Raw genomic sequence first — 16,384 nt, 5'->3', positions numbered from 1 at the left:
AAGCAAGCTATCTTCGACGTTCGCGTTGCCACCGCGGAGGAACGCCGCTCGGTGCGGCGAGATCAGTGGCTCGATATCGACATGGAGGACGACGTGGCAGACGAACCCGGTGGGCTGACCGCCGAGCACCCGCTGGCTCGCGCGCTGGCGGCGCACGCGCCGACCGGGTGGCAGCGGGTGGACGCGGTGTTCGCGGTCACGGTGGTGAGCGAGGTCGCCCAGCTGGTCTACACGGTCGGGGAGCAAGTGATGCCGGTGGACCCGCCGGAGCCGGTGCTCGCCCTCGTGCGGGAGCACCGCGCGCTCGCGGCCGGCTCCGGTGCGGAACCGTGGTGGCGGCTGGTGATGGCGATGACGAGTTCGGGCGAGGTCGAGGTCACCTACGACTACGGCGACGAACCTTTCCCCGACGGCCAGCTGTTCGTCCCGGAGGCATACCGCGCCGACCTCGAGGCGTATCCCCGCCGGAAAGTACCGGTGTGGCTGGCCGCCTATATCGGCCACGGTGACCGGCAGCGGCGCACCCCACAGCAGGCCGCAGCCCGAGCCCGTGCCGACCGGGCCGAAGGAGTGTGGGCCGTACTCGCGGAGAACGAGTTCCCTCCGTTCCCGCAGATGTGGGCCCGTTGGACGACCATCGCCGCGGCCTTCGTTGCGGCGAAGTCGGAGTGGGGTCCGCGGATGTTGCCCTGGGTCGGTGTCTTCGAAGGCACCGCGCGCGGTGGGTCGACCTTGCACGCGCTCCCCGCCGGACGAGCCGTGCTCTCCGGCGGAGTTTGGAACGCGCCGACCCTGGACGCGGTGTACAACGCGGGCGCGCCGATGCCGGAGTTGTACGGCGGCGCGCCGGACTGGGTCGCCGACCCCGTTTTGAATCCGCGGGCGGCTTCCGGCCTGCTGTCGTTCTGCTACTGGTGGGAAGCGGGGCGCTGGTACCGCGGACAGTCACCGTCCGCACGGGAGTGCGCGCCCGCGGTGCCGGGCATATGGACGCGAGACACGACGATCAAGATCGTGGCTGGGCTATGCGCGGAGAACACGGACACCGACGCGGTCGACGCGCTGCTGTCCGCCGCCGAGGCGGGCAGGGTGACGCGGGCGGAGCTGGTCGCCGTCTTCGGCGACGACGACCGTTACGACATCGACGGCGCGCTCTACCAGTTCTCGGTGGCCGGGCTGCGGTCGACGCTGCCCGAGCCGATGCCCGCCGAACAGGCGATCAGCCGGGTGCGGGACTACATCACCGGACGGCAGCTGGACACCACCGGCTACCCCCTGTCGGAACTGACCGCCGACCGCTTCCGCTTCGGCTGGAAGGTGCACGTGCCGGCGCGGGAGAACGCGCAGCCTCCCCGAGCGATCTTCTACCTCGCCGACGACGGCGAGTTCGCGCACTCGTCGTCGTCGGTCGACCAGCGGCGATTCATCGCCGCGTTCGAACAACGCTTCCTCGACCGTCACGGGCCGGTGGCCTGACGGACTGCCACCCGCGGTGGGAAGGCGCTGACCGGCGGCGCGGCGACGTCGGTCACACCCCTGCGTGGGCAAAAGAAAAACCGCGCATCAGCACCTGATGCGCGGTTTCTCGTCTGTGGGCGAAGGGGGACTTGAACCCCCACGTCCCGAAGGACACTGGCACCTGAAGCCAGCGCGTCTGCCATTCCGCCACTCGCCCGAGCGACTGGGAGACAGTATCACGGCCGCGCGCCGGATACGAAATCGCCATTTCAGAGGCCTGACCGGGGGGCTGAACGGGTCCGGGAACCCAGGGCCGTCGCCAAGAGTTACAGGTGTGGACGATCGTGGATATCATGCAATGAACGTGGTCGATCAACGACACGCCATACACGCGTGTCGTTGTTACGAATCAGGAAGAGACGCGCACCGAAGGGAGGCCGAGATGGGCATCGTTTCGCGATTCGAGCGTCGCCTGCAAGGCGCCGTCGGTGACGTGTTCGCCAGAGTCTTCGGCGGCAGTGTCGTGCCCCAGGAGGTGGAGGCGGCGCTGCAACGCGAGGCCGCCGATCATGTCCAGGACCTGGGCGGCGGGCATCTGCTGGCACCCAACAGCTATGTGATCACGATCAACACCTCCGATCACCAGCAGCTGGATGCCGACCACGACCTCACCACCCGCGCGTTCGCCAAACATCTACAGGACTACATCCGCGAGCAAGGCTGGCAGACCTACGGCGAAGTACACGTGGCGTTCGAGGCATCACCTACGCTGCACACCGGACAGTTCAGGGCGAGTGGCCGCGTCGATCCCGACGTCGGACACAGAGCCAGCGCGGCTCGCGGCCCCGAATCACCGCCACAACGACCTGCACACCCGCAACCAGGAGCTGGCCCCATGACGCAGAACTCAGGCTACGACCCGAGCCGTGAGCCCGCGGAGTCCGATCCACGCAACCGCGGGTACGCACCACCGCCTGCCGGACGCGGCGGCCCGCAGAACGGCGCGTACCGCGACGACTACGGCCGCGGCGGCGCGTACGGGGCGGATTACCAGGCTCCGGACGCGCAGCAGGGTTACGGCGACTACCAGAACGGCTACGACTACCCCCAGGGCGGCCAGGGCTACGGCCAGCAGGGCGGTTACGGCGAGTCCGGCTACGGCCAGCAAGGCGGCTACGGCGAGTCCGGCTACGGCCAGCAGGGCGGCTACGGGGAGCGTGGCTACGGCCAGCAAGGCTACGGCGAGTCCGGCTACGGCCAGCAGGGCTACGCCGACCCGGCTTACGGCCAGCAAGGCTACAGCGACCCCGGGTACGGCCAGCAGGGTTACGCCGAGCCGGGCTATGGCCAGCCAGGCTACGGTCAGCCCGGCTACGGTCAGTCGGGGTACACCGATCCCAGCTACGGCGACCCGAACTACGCCGACCAAAGCGGATACAGCCAGGACGACCAGGGCGGCTACGGTCAGGCATACTCCCAGCAACCCGGGTACGGCGCGCCGCAGGGCTACGCGGGCGGACAAGGCTACGGCGCCGCGCCGCAGGCCGGTTCGGGCTACTCCGCGACACTTCAGCTGGACGACGGCAGCGGCCGCACTTACCAGCTGCGGGAAGGCAGCAACATCATCGGCCGCGGCCAAGACGCGCACTTCCGCCTGCCCGACACGGGCGTCTCGCGCAGGCACATCGAGGTGCGCTGGGACGGGCAGACCGCGATGTTGTCCGATCTCGGATCCACCAACGGCACCCTGGTGAACGGCTCCCCCGTGCAGGATTGGCAGCTCGCCGACGGCGACGTCATCCGTGCCGGGCACTCCGAGATCCTGATCCGCATCGTCTGATCCCGTAAGCTCGCGGTGCAGGTCACGACATGGCTCTCGAGGGATTCGTCGGTCGTATCGTGATCGAAGTCGACCGACGGCCCTATGATGCTGCCAACACACGCGCGGCGCCGACACCGGGGCCGGCAAGACCAGCAGGCTGGTGGGGGTGGTCGAACCGCACCTACGGCACCGACGTACACGGTCGAACAGGAGGTGGAGCGCCGTGCAGGGACTGATCCTGCAACTGACCCGTGCGGGGTTCCTTCTGCTGTTGTGGTTGTTCGTGTGGGCTGTGCTGCGCACCTTGCGCAGCGACATCTACGCGGCATCCGGCATTCGGATTCAGCCCAGGGCCGCACGCGGTTCCGCGGTGCTGCCTTCCTTCAGCCGGGGCCAGAAGGGCGCCAAATTTCTTGTGGTGACTCAGGGTTCACTCGCCGGCACCCGCATCTCGCTCGGCACCCAACCGGTGCTGATCGGGCGTGCGGACGATTCCACGCTGGTACTCACCGATGATTACGCCTCGACCAGGCATGCGCGACTGTCTCCGCGTGGTGACGACTGGTACGTCGAGGACCTCGGCTCGACGAACGGCACGTATCTCGATCGCGCGAAAGTCACCACCGCCGTCCGTGTTCCACTCGGCACGCCCGTCCGTGTCGGCAAGACAGTGATCGAGCTGCGATCGTGACACTTGTTCTCCGCTACGCAGCGCGCAGCGACCGCGGTCTCGTCCGAGGCAACAACGAAGACTCCGTGTACGCGGGCGCCCGGCTGCTCGCACTCGCCGACGGCATGGGCGGCCATGCCGCGGGAGAAGTCGCGTCCCAGTTGATGATCGCCGCGCTCGCCCATCTCGACGACGACGAACCCGGCGACGATCTGCTCGGCAAGCTCGACGCGGCCACCCGAGAAGGCAACGCGGCCATCGCCGATCAGGTCGAGGAGGAGCCCGAGCTCGACGGCATGGGCACCACGCTCACCGCGATCCTGTTCGCAGGCAAGAAACTCGGCCTGGTGCACATCGGCGACTCGCGCGCCTACCTGTTGCGCGGCGGCGAGCTCACCCAGATCACCCGGGACGACACGTTCGTCCAGTCGCTGGTCGACGAGGGCAGGATCACACCGGAGCAGGCGCACACGCACCCGCAGCGTTCGCTGATCATGCGCGCGCTCACCGGCAACGAGATCGAGCCGACGCTGATCATGCGCGAAGCCCGCGCGGGTGACCGCTACCTGCTGTGCTCCGACGGTCTGTCGGACGTGGTCAGCGACGAGACGATCGCGAACACCATGCGCGAGGGCAGCACCGACGAGTGCGCCGACCGGCTCATCGAGCTGGCGTTGCGCAGCGGCGGCCCGGACAACGTGACCGTCGTCGTCGCCGACGTCATCGACTTGGACTACGGCCAGAGCCACCCGATCGTCGCGGGCGCCGCGTCCGGCGTCGACGAGGACACACCGCCGCCGAACACCGCCGCGGGCCGGGCCTCGGCGCTGCGCCCGCCGCGCGCCGCGCCGCGCCGGGCCGCCGCCGCGCCCGAGCCGCCCGCGAAGAAGTCGCACCGGCTGCGCTGGATCGTGCTCGCGCTGGCGCTCGTCGTCGCGGTCTGCGTCGGTCTCGTGGTCGGCTACAAGATGATCCGCAGCAACTACTACGTCGGGGCAGACGACGGTTCGGTGGTGATCCTGCGCGGATTGCCCGGCTCGATCCTCGGCTACTCGATCCACGACGTGAACCTGGTCGGATGCGTGACCCGCAACGGTGAACTCACCCTGACCGAGCCCGGCGAGAACGTGCCGTCGGCGTGCAAGCCGCTGAAGGTCACCGATCTCAAGCAGACCGGCCGCGACCAGGTGGACAAGGGCTTGCCGCCCGGATCGCTGGACAAGGCCAGGGACTCGATGACCTACCTCGCCCAGCGCGAACTGCTGCCGCCGTGCGCGGTCAAGGAATCAGCGCCGCAGCCGGGAGTCGTTCCGTCGCCGGCCGAGACCGCGGCGCCCGCGCCCAACGGCGCTCCGCCCGCTCCGGCCACCGGCGCGCCCGCGCCCGCCCCCGCGCCCGAGCAGGGCGACGCCAGGGGCACCGAGATCAAGACGCCGACGACGTCGACTCCCGCCGCGCCGACCAGCACATCGCCCGCCCCCCAGACCGCGGGGGAGAACTGCCGGGTGACGGACTGATGTCCGCGCCGGCACCGCCGTCGGCCGGGGCTTTTCCCAGTCCCCCTGGCGGCTTCGCTCCCGCGCCACCGCCGAGCACCAGGCGCAACGTCGAACTGTTGCTGCTCGGGGCGGCGGCGGTGATCACCACCGTGTCCCTGTTCCTGGTCGAGGCCAGTCAGGAACAGTCGATCACCTTGGACATCGCCAAATACGGCTTGGCCTACCTGGCGTTGTTCGGTGTGGCGCACCTGGCCGTGCGGCGGTTCGCGCCGTTCGCCGACCCGCTGCTGTTGCCGATCGTGGCGCTGCTCAACGGACTCGGCCTCGTGCTGATCCACCGCCTCGACCTGGCCGACCAGCAGACCGCCGCCTACAACTCGTGGGCGAGTCCGTCGCCCGACGCCAATCAGCAGATCCTGTGGACCGCGCTGGGCACGATCGTGTTCATCGCACTGCTGATCGCACTGCGCGACTACCGCACCCTGGCCCGCTACAGCTACACCCTCGGCCTCATCGGCCTTGTCGCGCTGGCTATCCCGGCGCTGCTGCCCAGCGCGTTCTCCGAGACCAACGGCGCGAAGATCTGGATCAGGCTGCCCGGGTTCAGCGTCCAGCCGGGTGAGTTCGCGAAGATCCTGCTGATCATCTTCTTCGCCTCGGTGCTGGTGGCCAAGCGCGAGATCTTCACCGCCGCCGGGCGCCACGTGCTCGGCATGGAGTTCCCGCGCGGCCGCGACCTCGGCCCGATTCTCGCCGTCTGGGTCGTCTGCATCGGCGTGCTGGTGTTCGAGAAGGATCTCGGCACCTCGCTGCTGATCTTCAGCACGGTGCTGGTGATGCTCTACATCGCGACCGAACGGGTCGGCTGGCTGGTCATCGGCGGCGGACTGCTCGCGCTCGGCTTCGTCTTCGCCTACCAGTTGTTCGGCCACGTGCGGGTCAGGGTGGAGACCTGGCTGCACCCGTTCGACGACTACAACAACACCGGCTACCAGATCTCGCAATCGCTGTTCGGCCTGGCCACCGGCGGTCTGGCCGGCACAGGCCTCGGCAGCGGCAGGCCGAACCAGGTGCCGTTCGCCAAGACCGACTTCATCGTCACCACGATCGGCGAGGAACTCGGCTTGATCGGGCTGGCCGCGGTGCTGGCGCTGTTCCTGGTGTTCGTGGTGCGCGGACTGCGCACCGCGCTCGCGGTGCGCGACAGCTTCGGCAAGCTGCTCGCGGCCGGCCTGTCGTTCACCATCGCGATCCAGCTGTTCGTCGTGGTCGGGGGTGTGACCAAGCTGATTCCGCTGACCGGTCTCACCACCCCGTTCATGTCCTACGGCGGATCTTCGCTGCTGGCCAACTACGCATTGCTGGCGTTGCTGATCAAGATCTCCGACGCCGCCCGCGCACCCGCCCCGGTGCGCAAGAAGGAACCGGCGCCGATCGCCGACGCGCAGACCGAACTGCTGCGGCGCGACGGCGGGCGACCGGAGGCGGGGCCGCTGACATGAACACTCCACTACGCCGAGTCGCGATCGCGGTGATGGTGATGGTCGTCGCGCTGCTGGCGAACGCCACCTACGTCCAGGTGATCAAGGCCGACGATCTGCGCTCCGATCCACGCAACTCCCGGGTGCTGCTGGACGAGTACGCCCGTCAGCGCGGGCAGATCTCGGCCGGCGGCACCGTGCTGGCCAGCTCGGTCGCGACCGATGACCGCTACAAGTACCTGCGCACGTACCCGAGCGAGCCCGCGGCGTACGCGCCGGCCACCGGCTTCTACTCGATGCAGTACGGCAGCACCGGACTGGAACGCGCCGAGGACTCGGTGCTCAACGGCTCCGACAGTCAGCTGTTCGGCAGCCGTCTCGTCGACCTGATCTCCGGCCGGGATCCGCGCGGCGGCAACGTGCTCACCACGCTCAATCCGGTGATGCAGCAGGTGGCCTACGACCAGATGACCAGCAAGGGCTACACCGGTTCGGTGGTGGCGATCGAGCCGAGCACCGGCAAGATCCTCACCATGGTCTCCACGCCGAGTTACGACCCGAACCTGCTGTCCGGGCACGACGGCGCGCGCGGCACCCAGGCGTGGGAAACCCTGAGCGCGGATCCGAACCATCCCATGCTGAATCGCGCCATCTCGCAGACCTATCCGCCCGGCTCCACGTTCAAGGTCGTGGTCACCGCCGCCGCGCTGGCCAACGGCGTCGCGACGCCCGACGACCAGTTCACCGCCGCGCCGAACATCACGCTGCCGGGCACCAGCACCACGCTGGAGAACTACAACGGCTCCACGTGCGGTCCCAACCCCACCGCTTCGCTGCTCGAGGCGTTCCGGCGCTCGTGCAACACCGCCTTCGCCGAACTCGGCGTCAAGGTGGGCGCCGCGACCCTCAAGGACGAGGCGGCCGCGTTCGGCATCGGCCCGCACCGCGGGATCCCGATGCCGGTGGCGGAGAGCACCGTCGGCACCATCTCCGACGACGCCGCTTTGGCCCAGAGCAGCATCGGGCAGCGCGACGTGGCGCTGACCCCGCTGCAGAACGCGGTCGTCGCGGCGACCATCGCCAACGGCGGCGTCCGGATGGAGCCGTACCTGGTCGATCAGTTGCAGGGCCCGGACCTGAGCGAGCTGTCGAAGACCAAGCCGGTCTCGGTCGGCCAAGCCGTCAGCGCCGATGTAGCGTCGACCGTGACGAACATGATGATCGCGTCCGAGGGCAACACCGCTGGAGGTAACCGGACCCCTTATCAGATCGCGTCCAAGACCGGCACCGCGGAGCACGGGAGCAACCCGCGCAACACGCCGCCGCATGCTTGGTACATCGCGTTCGCCCCCGCGCAGAACCCGAAGATCGCCATCGCGGTGATCGTGGAGAACGGTGGGGACCGGGCGCTTGCCGCGACCGGTGGTTCGGTCGCCGCGCCGGTGGCTCGCGCGGTTCTCGACGCCGGTCTTCGAGGGGGCTGAACGATATGGATGTGCGAGTGAAGGTACGGGGACCTCGATGCTGAACAACGGTGCGATGATCGCCGACCGGTATCGGCTGCAGCGACTGATCGCGACCGGCGGCATGGGCCAGGTCTGGGAAGCGCTGGACACCAGGTTGGACCGCAGGGTCGCGGTCAAGGTGCTGAAATCGGAGTTCTCGGCCGACCCGACGTTCCGGCATCGATTCCGCACCGAGGCGAAGACCACCGCCCAGCTGAATCACCCCGGTATCGCGGGCATCTACGACTACGGCGAGACCATCGACCCGCAGGGCAGCGAGATCGCGTACCTGGTCATGGAATTCGTCCAGGGCGAGCCGCTGAACACGGTGCTCAACCGTTTGGGCAGGCTGTCGGTCCCCCAGGGGCTCGACCTGCTCGAGCAGACCGGGCGCGCGCTCGAGGTGGCGCACCGCGCGGGCGTGGTGCATCGCGACGTGAAGCCGGGCAACATTTTGGTGACCCCGACCGGGCAGGCGAAGATCACCGATTTCGGTATCGCCAAGGCGGTGGACGCCTCCCCGGTGACCAAGACCGGCATGGTGATGGGCACCGCGCAGTACATCGCGCCGGAACAGGCGGTCGGCGAGGACGCCACCGCGGCCAGCGACGTCTATTCGCTCGCCGTGGTCGGTTACGAAGCGCTGGCCGGACAGCGGCCGTTCACCGGCGACGGCGCGCTAACCGTCGCGATGAAGCACGTGCGCGAGACGCCGCCGCCGATGCCCGCCGACCTGCCCGGCAACGTGCGCGAACTCATCGAGATCACGATGGAGAAGGACCCGGCGCGCCGCTACGCAAGCGGTGGCGAGTTCGCCGACGCGGTCGCCGCGGTGCGGGCGGGCCGCCGTCCGCCGCCGCCGAGTGGCATGCACCCCGCCGCGCCCTTGACCGGCGCGACGCGCGTGCTCCCGCCCGGCCCGACCGCCGTGATCCCCTCGACGCCGTCCGACTTCGACGGGGCGACGGTGCGTTACTCCACGCCCGCGGCAGGAGCGGTAGGAGCGGCGAATCGCGCCGGCACGGTCGCGGCTCCGGCCACCGTGCTCAGCCGCGGCGCGGCCGATCAACCGCCCGGTGGCGGCAAGGGTTTCAGCACCACTCAGAAATGGCTCACCGGACTCGGCGTCGGCGCCGTACTGCTCGCCGCGCTCACGGCTTACCTGCTCTTCGGCGGCGACACCAACCCCGATTCCACCCCATCGCCGACCACGACGTTCGCACCGAATCCGAAGCCTGCCCCGCCGGTGGCCACCACGACCACCCCCAAGCCAGCGCCCGCGCCGGTGGAAACCGAAACCTACGAACCGACCACCACCGAGCCGAAGACCACGACACCGGAGCCAACGACGACCACCGCGCCGCCGACCACCACGGCACCGAGCACGACGAAGCCGACGACCACCGCGCCCACGGCCACCGCGACCCGCCCACGCATCCCGACCCTCGACATACCATTCCCGGAGATTCCCGGTGCCCGGGGGCCTTCGGCCACTCGCAGCGGATCCGCCACTTCTTCGCAAGGACTGCCATGACGACCCCGAAGAACCTCTCGTCTCGCTACGAGCTGGGCGAGATCATCGGGTTCGGCGGCATGTCCGAGGTGCACAAGGCCCGCGACGTCCGGCTGAGCCGAGACGTGGCGATCAAGGTGCTGCGGGCAGACCTGGCCCGCGATCCCACGTTCTACCTGCGGTTCAAGCGGGAAGCGCAGAACGCGGCCGCGCTCAATCATCCGGCCATCGTCGCGGTGTACGACACCGGTGAGGCGGAGGTGGACGGCGGCCCGCTGCCGTACATCGTGATGGAGTACGTCGACGGCGACACGCTGCGCGACATCGTGCGCGGCAAGGGGCCGCTGCCGCCGCGGCGCGCGATGGAGATCATCGCGGACGTTTGCGCCGCCTTGGATTTCAGCCACAAGGCCGGGATCGTGCACCGCGACATGAAGCCGGCCAACATCATGATCAACCGTGCCGGCGCGGTGAAGGTGATGGACTTCGGCATCGCGCGCGCGATCGCCGACAGCTCCAACCCGATGACGCAGACCGCGGCGGTGATCGGCACCGCGCAGTACCTCTCGCCGGAACAGGCGCGCGGCGAGACGGTGGACGCCCGCTCGGATGTCTACTCGGTCGGCTGTGTGCTGTTCGAGATCCTCACCGGCGAGCCGCCTTTCACGGGTGACTCGCCGGTCGCCGTCGCCTACCAGCACGTCCGGGAAGACCCGCGACTGCCGTCGCACGTGTACTCGGGGGTGCCGCGCGAGCTGGACTCGGTCGTGCTCAAGGCGATGAGCAAGAACCCGGCCAACCGGTACCAGACCGCCGCCGAGATGCGCGCCGACCTGATCCGGGTGCTCGGCGGCCAGAAGCCGAGCGCTCCCATGGTGATGACCGACGAGGACCGCACCACCATGATGGGCGCGGACGAGCCGCCGCCGCGCAACTACCGCACCGTCGAGCGCAACGACGACACCGCCGAGCAGGACCCGGCCGAGCCGAACGGCCGGCGCCGGACCGCCTACATCGCACTCGGCGCGGTCGCGGCGGTCGCCGTGGCTTTCGCCCTGTTCTGGGTGCTGCTCGGGCCGGGCAGCCGACCGGACCAGGTAGCGGTTCCCGATCTGTCCAACAAGTCCTCCCAGCAGGCGCAGGACGCGTTGCAGAAGCTCGGCTTCACCGTGGCGATCCAGCAGAAGCCCGACAGCAAGGTCGCCACGGGCAACGTGATCGCGACGCAGCCGTTGGGCGGCTCGCGGATCGACGAGGGAAGCACCGTCACGGTGCAGGTGTCCTCCGGGCCCGCCCAGGTGCAGGTGCCGAAGCTCACCGGGTTGACCCAGGAGCAGGCCGAGCAGGTGCTGAATTCCAAAGGCCTGCGGATCAACCCGAACATCGAGCGCAAACCGTCGAGCATCGCCGAGAAGGATCAGGTGATCGAGCAGAATCCGTCGCCGGGTTCGAAGGTCGACGTCGACTGGGAGGTCGTCGTCACGATCGGCACCGGCCCGGAAGCGGTTCGCGTTCCCTACGTCGTCGGCCAGACGATCGACGTGGCGCAGCCGAACATCGAGGGCAACGGCTTCAAGGTCGTCGTGCAGGAGGTGCAGTCCTCCAAGCCGAAGGGCGAGGTGGTCGCCTCGAGCCCGGCCGGTGGCAGCAACGCGGAGAAGGGCTCGACGGTCACCGTGCAGGTATCGGCGGGCGACCTGAAGATGCCGTCGCTGGTCGGCCTGACCGTCTCGCAGGCGGTGGAGAAGCTGCGGGCGGAGGGCTGGACCGGTAGCACCAGTCAGATCAGCCAGTCGCCGCAGGGAACCTTCGACGCGGGCAGCGTCGGACGCATCCTCAGTCAGCAACCGTCCGCGGGCAGTTCGATCCAGAAGAACAGCGCCATCCTGGTCGGGGTGGGAGTGCTCGGCCCGCCGTGATCGGCGGTATCCGGAAAACGAGACCATCCGGTGTGAATTGCGGGAGAATGATGCTGCTCCATCCCAATCAGCGCAGCTGAGCACGAGGAGGTAGCTCATGACCACTGCCAGGGACATCATGAAACCGGGCGTTCAGTGGATCGGCAAGGATACGACCATCGAGCAAGCCGCACGCACCATGGCCGAGCTCAACGTCGGGTCGCTGATCGTCTCGGACGACAACGAGCGCATGTGCGGCATCGTCACCGACCGCGACATCGTGGTGAAGTGCATCGCCCAGGGCAAGACCCCCGCGGACTGCCGGGTCGAAGAACTGTGCGAAGCGACGCCGCGGTGGGTCGATGCCAACGCCGACATCGAGGAAGTCCTCGATGAAATGGAGAGCAACCGGGTCAAGCGCATGCCGGTGATCGAGGACAAGCGGCTCGTCGGCATGATCAGCGAAGCGGACTTGGCCAGGCATCTGGACGACAACCAGCTCGGCGAGTTCGTGACCGCCGTCTACGGGCGTCCGTAGCTTTCCCACCGCGCGGAGAGCGGCGCCCGCCGCCCTCCCGGCTACTTCTACGCACTTCGGCAAGGCCCACCGTGGTTACCCACAGCCCGCTCGAGGTGCCATGTGAGCCGACCGGCCGCGGGCGGTGAACCCGCCGTCCGCGGTGGGTCGCTCCGCTACCGAGGGACGACTCCCGCGTCAGGTCCGGTCGGCCTTCGGCAGATACCGCAGCACGGCGACATCGCCGACTTGCGTCACGCCGGTCAGTCGCATCCTGCGGTGCGGCGCGCCCGGAAAATCGGCCGGATCGAGGAAGCGCGGGGCCGCTACGTCACCCACCAGGATCGGGGCCACCGCGAGGTGCAGTTCGTCGGCCAGATCGGCGGCGAGGAACGCGGTATGGATGCGAGTGCCGCCCTCCACCATGAGACGGTCGATACCGCGGCGGCCGAGATCGTCCAACAGCGCGGCGAAGTCCAGTTCGGTGCCGAGATCGACCACCTCGGCGAGTCCGGCCAGCCGGGCGGTGAGTTTCGCCGCGCCCGCCGCCGTGGTGTAGACGAGCTTGCCGCCGCCGTGGTGCCAGAACCGCAGCTCGGGATCCAGCTCGCCGCTCGCAGAGACCGTCACCTTCAACGGATATTCCGGCTTGCCCGCGGCGAGCCGGGCCGCCCTGCGCTCTGCGCTGCCCACGAGCAGTCGCGGATTGTCGCTGCGCAGGGTCTGCGCCCCGACCAGGATGGCGTCGGAGTCCGCGCGCACCTGGTCGACCCGGTCGAAGTCCGCCGCGTCGGACAAATGCAGCCGCTCGGGACTCGCGTCGTCGATGTACCCGTCGATGCTCATCGCGACCGACAGCAGCACATGCGGACGGGTCACTGCAGCACCAGCGCGGCGACCTCCGCCTCCAGCGTCCGCACCAAGCCCTCGGCCGGACGCTCGCCGCACACGCCGAGCCAGTTCGCCAGCATCCGGTGCCCGCCCTGGGTGAGCACCGATTCCGGATGGAACTGCACCCCGTGGATGGGCAAGGTGCGATGCCGCATGGCCATCACGATCCCGCTCTCGGTGCGTCCGAGCACCTCGATCTCCTCCGGCAGGGTCTCCTCTAGCACGGTGAGGGAGTGGTACCGCGTGGCGGTGAACGGATCGGGCAGACCGGCCAGCACGCCGGCGCCGATGTGGAAGACGTCGCTGGTCTTCCCGTGCAGCAATTCGGGAGCCCTGGTGACGGTGGCGCCGAACGCCTCGCCGATCGCCTGGTGGCCGAGGCACACACCGAGCAGCGGGACACTTTCCTCCGCGCACGCGCGCACCAACGGGATACTCGCGCCCGCGCGGTCGGGAGTGCCGGGGCCTGGACTGATCAGGATGCCGTCGAAGTCTCCGACCACCGCGCCGACGTCGGCCAGATTCGGATCGTCGTTACGCCAGACGACCGCTTCGACACCCAGCTGCCCGAGGTACTGCACCAGGTTGAAGACGAAGCTGTCGTAATTGTCGACGACCAGAACACGCATGGCATCGAGATTACGTGCCCGCCCGGCACCGCGTCGCATCCATTATCTGTTGGGATAGCCTAGAGACCACGACCTGCACGCCGAATACGAGGACGTCATGCCCAAGTCGAAGGTCCGTAAGAAGACCGACTACACGATCAACCCCGCCAGCCGGACCCCGGTGAAGGTGAAGGCCGGGCCGTCGCCGGTCTGGTATGTCGCCATCATGCTCGGGTTCATGCTCGCCGGGCTGGCCTGGCTGCTGGTCTACTACTTGGCGGCCGAGCAGATCAGCTGGATGAACGACCTCAACGCCTGGAACTTCCTGATCGGCTTCGGCCTGATGGTGGTCGGCCTGATCATGACGATGCGCTGGCGCTGAGCGACGACAGCGACCGGATTACAGACGTGTCATTCATGCACACCTGTGGATGAGCCTGTGGACAACTCGAGGAGCGATTGGGGAGTGCGGTGAGTTCGGAGTCCGCGGTGCCCGGTCGGCCGGACCGCGACGAACCGAGCCTGGCCTGGACCACGCCCACCCCCGCGCTGGTCGCCGTCGCTGTGGGCGGCGTCGCCCTGGCGGTCGCGGCGGTGGTCAGCACCGAGGCGGCGAGCCGCCTGCTCGTCGGGTTGGCGGCCGCCGGACTGCTCGCCCTCGCCGCGCTCGGATTCCGGCAACGCCCGCGACTGTCCGTGGCGCCCGGTGCGCGGCCACGCATGGTCGTCCGCACGCTGACGGGACCGGACGAATACACCCCGGAGCAGATCATCCGCGCCCGCGTCGTGAGCTATCGACGCCTGGGGCGCAAAATGCCGATGCTGGAACTCGACGTCCAGCGCGACGGCGCGGACCGGCTGTTGATCTTCGGCCGCTGGGACCTGGGCGCCAATCCCGAACTCGTCTATCGAGACGTGGTCGCGGCCATGCGGCTCACTCAGGACAAAACCCGCTGAACACGCCGCGGCCGGGAAATTCGGCACCCGGCCGCGAATGTTTCACGTGAAGCGAATCCCGCTGTCAGGCAGTGGAAGTGATCGCGCCAACGACCACCAGCCCCAGCGCGGCGATCGCGACCAGCGCCACCGCGATCCAGCCAACCGTCCGAGCCGCTTGCGGAGTGCGCACGCGCAGCCAGGCCGGCAGGAACAGGATGCCGAGGGTCACGAGAGTGCCCGCGGCCAGGCCGCCGAGATGACCCCAGAGCGAGATGCCGGGCAGCGACAGACTGATGAACACGTTGATGCCGATGATGATGAGCATCTGATTCGGGTTCTGCCGCAACCGGAGCAGAATGATCGTGATCGCACCGAACAGCCCGTACACCGCGCCGGACGCACCCGCCGTCAGGCTGTTCTGCGCCAACAGCATGACCCCGGCGGACCCGCCGAGCAGCGAGACCAGATACACCGCCGGATAGCGCAACCGGCCGAGCACCAGCTCGGCATCCCGGCCCACCACGTACAGCGCGAACATGTTCAGCAGCAGGTGGATCGGACCGTAGTGCAGGAACCCGGAGCCGATCACCCGCCACCATTCGCCGTCCGCGACCGCCGGTGCGTACAGCACCCAGTCGAAGAACAGCGCGGAGCCGAGCTGGTTGTCCATCAAGCTCTTGGCCTGGGCGGCGGTGATCGCATAGATCACCACGTTGATCGCGATCAGCGCATAGGTGACATAAGGCGCTGACGTCCGGGGAGCCGCCGCGCCCGAGACCGTCCGCACCGGCGCGACGTTGCGCTGCTCCGCGCGCAGACAGTCGACGCAGTGCTGTCCGACGGCCGCGGGGCGCAGGCACTCCGCACAGGACGGCCGCCCGCACCGCGTGCAGGCCAGGCCGGTCGGGCGATTCGGATGGCGGACGCACGTGGGTGCGGGCGGCTGGGGGTTCATAGTCTCATTCGATCGTGATCTTGGTGATGACGACAGGCTCGAGCGGCCGGTCGTTGCGATCGGTCCTGGTGGTGGCGATCGAGTCGACGACCTTCCTGGAATCCGGGTCCACCACTTCACCGAAGATCGTGTGCTTGCGGTTCAGGTGCGGCTGCGGACGGACGGTGATGAAGAATTGCGAGCCGTTCGTGCCCGGCCCCGCGTTGGCCATAGCCAACAGGTAGCCCCGGTCGAACCGCAGCTCGGGGTGGAATTCGTCGCCGAATTCGTAGCCGGGGCCGCCGCGGCCGGTGCCGGTGGGATCGCCACCCTGAATCATGAAACCCGCCATCACGCGATGGAAGAGAGCGCCGTCGTAGAACGGGCCGCTGTTGCCTCCGCTGGCGTTCGCGGTGGTGTACGGCGCCGAACCGTCGGCGAGGCCAAGGAAGTTGCGGACCGTCTTTGGCGCGTGGTTACCGAAAAGCGCGAGCTTGATATCGCCGTGATTCGTGTGCAGCGTTGCCACGGATGTCTGATTCGGTGAGGTCACGCCGCCCATCGTGCCACGGTCGGCGATGCGACCGCGGAACTGGGCCGGACGGCAGTGTGAGCTGGGGCTCCTGCGCGAATCGCCGGGCTGTGCATA

The 16,384-nt window shown here is 68.6% G+C and carries 15 protein-coding genes and 1 tRNA gene; 11 read left to right on the top strand and 5 right to left on the bottom strand.

Features of this window, described 5'->3' with window-relative positions; genetic code table 11:
• The first annotated feature begins 93 nt into the window (after positions 1-93).
• Positions 94-1,476: a hypothetical protein gene (locus tag U3653_RS02555; protein ID WP_323124350.1), complete on the top strand. Its 1,383-nt coding sequence runs from the start codon at positions 94-96 to the stop codon at positions 1,474-1,476.
• Positions 1,477-1,592: 116 nt separating this feature from the next.
• Here U3653_RS02555 and U3653_RS02550 read toward each other — a convergent pair.
• A tRNA-Leu gene (locus U3653_RS02550) sits at positions 1,593-1,675 on the bottom strand.
• A 225-nt stretch (positions 1,676-1,900) separates the two neighbouring features.
• On the opposite strand from U3653_RS02550, the gene U3653_RS02545 reads away from it, so the two are divergent.
• The 8 genes from U3653_RS02545 (at position 1,901) to U3653_RS02510 (ending at position 12,384) form a co-directional block, all read left to right on the top strand.
• The gene (locus U3653_RS02545) at positions 1,901-3,298 is read left to right on the top strand and encodes an FHA domain-containing protein (RefSeq protein WP_195079602.1); all 1,398 of its coding nucleotides are present in this window, start codon (positions 1,901-1,903) and stop codon (positions 3,296-3,298) included.
• Between the two features lie 205 nt (positions 3,299-3,503).
• Positions 3,504-3,971 (top strand): FHA domain-containing protein FhaB/FipA, encoded by a 468-nt coding sequence (locus U3653_RS02540; protein WP_014980860.1) that lies wholly within the window; start codon positions 3,504-3,506, stop codon positions 3,969-3,971.
• Positions 3,968-5,467, top strand: coding sequence for a PP2C family protein-serine/threonine phosphatase (locus U3653_RS02535; RefSeq protein WP_195079601.1), 1,500 nt, complete (start codon positions 3,968-3,970; stop codon positions 5,465-5,467). The genes U3653_RS02540 and U3653_RS02535 overlap by 4 nt, the downstream gene beginning before the upstream one ends.
• Positions 5,467-6,951: an FtsW/RodA/SpoVE family cell cycle protein gene (locus U3653_RS02530; RefSeq protein WP_195079600.1), complete on the top strand. Its 1,485-nt coding sequence runs from the start codon at positions 5,467-5,469 to the stop codon at positions 6,949-6,951. Before U3653_RS02535 ends, U3653_RS02530 begins: the two co-directional genes overlap by 1 nt.
• Positions 6,948-8,414, top strand: a complete 1,467-nt coding sequence (locus tag U3653_RS02525; RefSeq protein WP_195079599.1) for a peptidoglycan D,D-transpeptidase FtsI family protein — start codon at positions 6,948-6,950, stop codon at positions 8,412-8,414. Before U3653_RS02530 ends, U3653_RS02525 begins: the two co-directional genes overlap by 4 nt.
• Before the next feature lie 37 nt (positions 8,415-8,451).
• Positions 8,452-9,969 carry a protein kinase domain-containing protein gene (locus tag U3653_RS02520; protein WP_195079598.1) on the top strand — a complete coding sequence of 506 codons (1,518 nt, stop codon included), beginning with the start codon at positions 8,452-8,454 and terminating at the stop codon, positions 9,967-9,969.
• Positions 9,966-11,867, top strand: coding sequence for a Stk1 family PASTA domain-containing Ser/Thr kinase (gene pknB, locus U3653_RS02515; protein ID WP_195079597.1), 1,902 nt, complete (start codon positions 9,966-9,968; stop codon positions 11,865-11,867). The genes U3653_RS02520 and pknB overlap by 4 nt, the downstream gene beginning before the upstream one ends.
• Before the next feature lie 97 nt (positions 11,868-11,964).
• A complete protein-coding gene (locus U3653_RS02510; RefSeq protein WP_195079596.1) occupies positions 11,965-12,384 on the top strand; it encodes a CBS domain-containing protein in 420 nt (139 codons plus the stop codon).
• 177 nt (positions 12,385-12,561) lie between these two features.
• Here U3653_RS02510 and U3653_RS02505 read toward each other — a convergent pair whose 3' ends face one another.
• Both U3653_RS02505 and U3653_RS02500 read right to left on the bottom strand, forming a co-directional pair.
• A complete protein-coding gene (locus U3653_RS02505; protein WP_195079595.1) occupies positions 12,562-13,242 on the bottom strand; it encodes a RibD family protein in 681 nt (226 codons plus the stop codon).
• On the bottom strand, positions 13,239-13,883 hold the full coding sequence (locus U3653_RS02500) for an aminodeoxychorismate/anthranilate synthase component II (RefSeq protein ID WP_195079594.1): 645 nt from the start codon (positions 13,881-13,883) through the stop codon (positions 13,239-13,241). Before U3653_RS02500 ends, U3653_RS02505 begins: the two co-directional genes overlap by 4 nt.
• A 97-nt stretch (positions 13,884-13,980) precedes the next feature.
• Here U3653_RS02500 and crgA point away from each other — a divergent pair, with 97 nt between their 5' ends.
• Both crgA and U3653_RS02490 read left to right on the top strand, forming a co-directional pair.
• Positions 13,981-14,244: a cell division protein CrgA gene (gene crgA / locus U3653_RS02495; protein ID WP_039803465.1), complete on the top strand. Its 264-nt coding sequence runs from the start codon at positions 13,981-13,983 to the stop codon at positions 14,242-14,244.
• Between the two features lie 89 nt (positions 14,245-14,333).
• Positions 14,334-14,819 (top strand): PH domain-containing protein, encoded by a 486-nt coding sequence (locus U3653_RS02490; RefSeq protein ID WP_323124349.1) that lies wholly within the window; start codon positions 14,334-14,336, stop codon positions 14,817-14,819.
• A gap of 64 nt (positions 14,820-14,883) precedes the next feature.
• Here U3653_RS02490 and U3653_RS02485 read toward each other — a convergent pair whose 3' ends face one another.
• Together U3653_RS02485 and U3653_RS02480 are read right to left on the bottom strand one after the other, a co-directional pair.
• Positions 14,884-15,756, bottom strand: coding sequence for a rhomboid family intramembrane serine protease (locus U3653_RS02485; protein WP_195079593.1), 873 nt, complete (start codon positions 15,754-15,756; stop codon positions 14,884-14,886).
• Positions 15,757-15,760: 4 nt separating this feature from the next.
• On the bottom strand, positions 15,761-16,288 hold the full coding sequence (locus U3653_RS02480) for a peptidylprolyl isomerase (protein WP_067810293.1): 528 nt from the start codon (positions 16,286-16,288) through the stop codon (positions 15,761-15,763).
• Positions 16,289-16,384: the final 96 nt, after the last annotated feature.

The organism is Nocardia implantans, from assembly GCF_035544775.1.
Lineage (GTDB): Bacteria > Actinomycetota > Actinomycetes > Mycobacteriales > Mycobacteriaceae > Nocardia > Nocardia implantans.
Note: the sequence above shows the minus strand (reverse complement) of the source record. Positions and strands in the feature narration are given on the sequence as shown.

Excerpts from the sequence above, each read along its gene's own strand:
- U3653_RS02545 (WP_195079602.1), top strand. The coding sequence starts at position 1,901 with ATGGGCATCGTTTCGCGATTCGAGCGTCGCCTGCAAGGCGCCGTCGGT.
- U3653_RS02520 (WP_195079598.1), top strand. The coding sequence starts at position 8,452 with ATGCTGAACAACGGTGCGATGATCGCCGACCGGTATCGGCTGCAGCGA.
- U3653_RS02530 (WP_195079600.1), top strand. The coding sequence starts at position 5,467 with ATGTCCGCGCCGGCACCGCCGTCGGCCGGGGCTTTTCCCAGTCCCCCT.
- crgA (WP_039803465.1), top strand. The coding sequence starts at position 13,981 with ATGCCCAAGTCGAAGGTCCGTAAGAAGACCGACTACACGATCAACCCC.
- U3653_RS02500 (WP_195079594.1), bottom strand. The coding sequence starts at position 13,883 with ATGCGTGTTCTGGTCGTCGACAATTACGACAGCTTCGTCTTCAACCTG.
- U3653_RS02510 (WP_195079596.1), top strand. The coding sequence starts at position 11,965 with ATGACCACTGCCAGGGACATCATGAAACCGGGCGTTCAGTGGATCGGC.
- U3653_RS02485 (WP_195079593.1), bottom strand. The coding sequence starts at position 15,756 with ATGAACCCCCAGCCGCCCGCACCCACGTGCGTCCGCCATCCGAATCGC.
- pknB (WP_195079597.1), top strand. The coding sequence starts at position 9,966 with ATGACGACCCCGAAGAACCTCTCGTCTCGCTACGAGCTGGGCGAGATC.
- U3653_RS02525 (WP_195079599.1), top strand. The coding sequence starts at position 6,948 with ATGAACACTCCACTACGCCGAGTCGCGATCGCGGTGATGGTGATGGTC.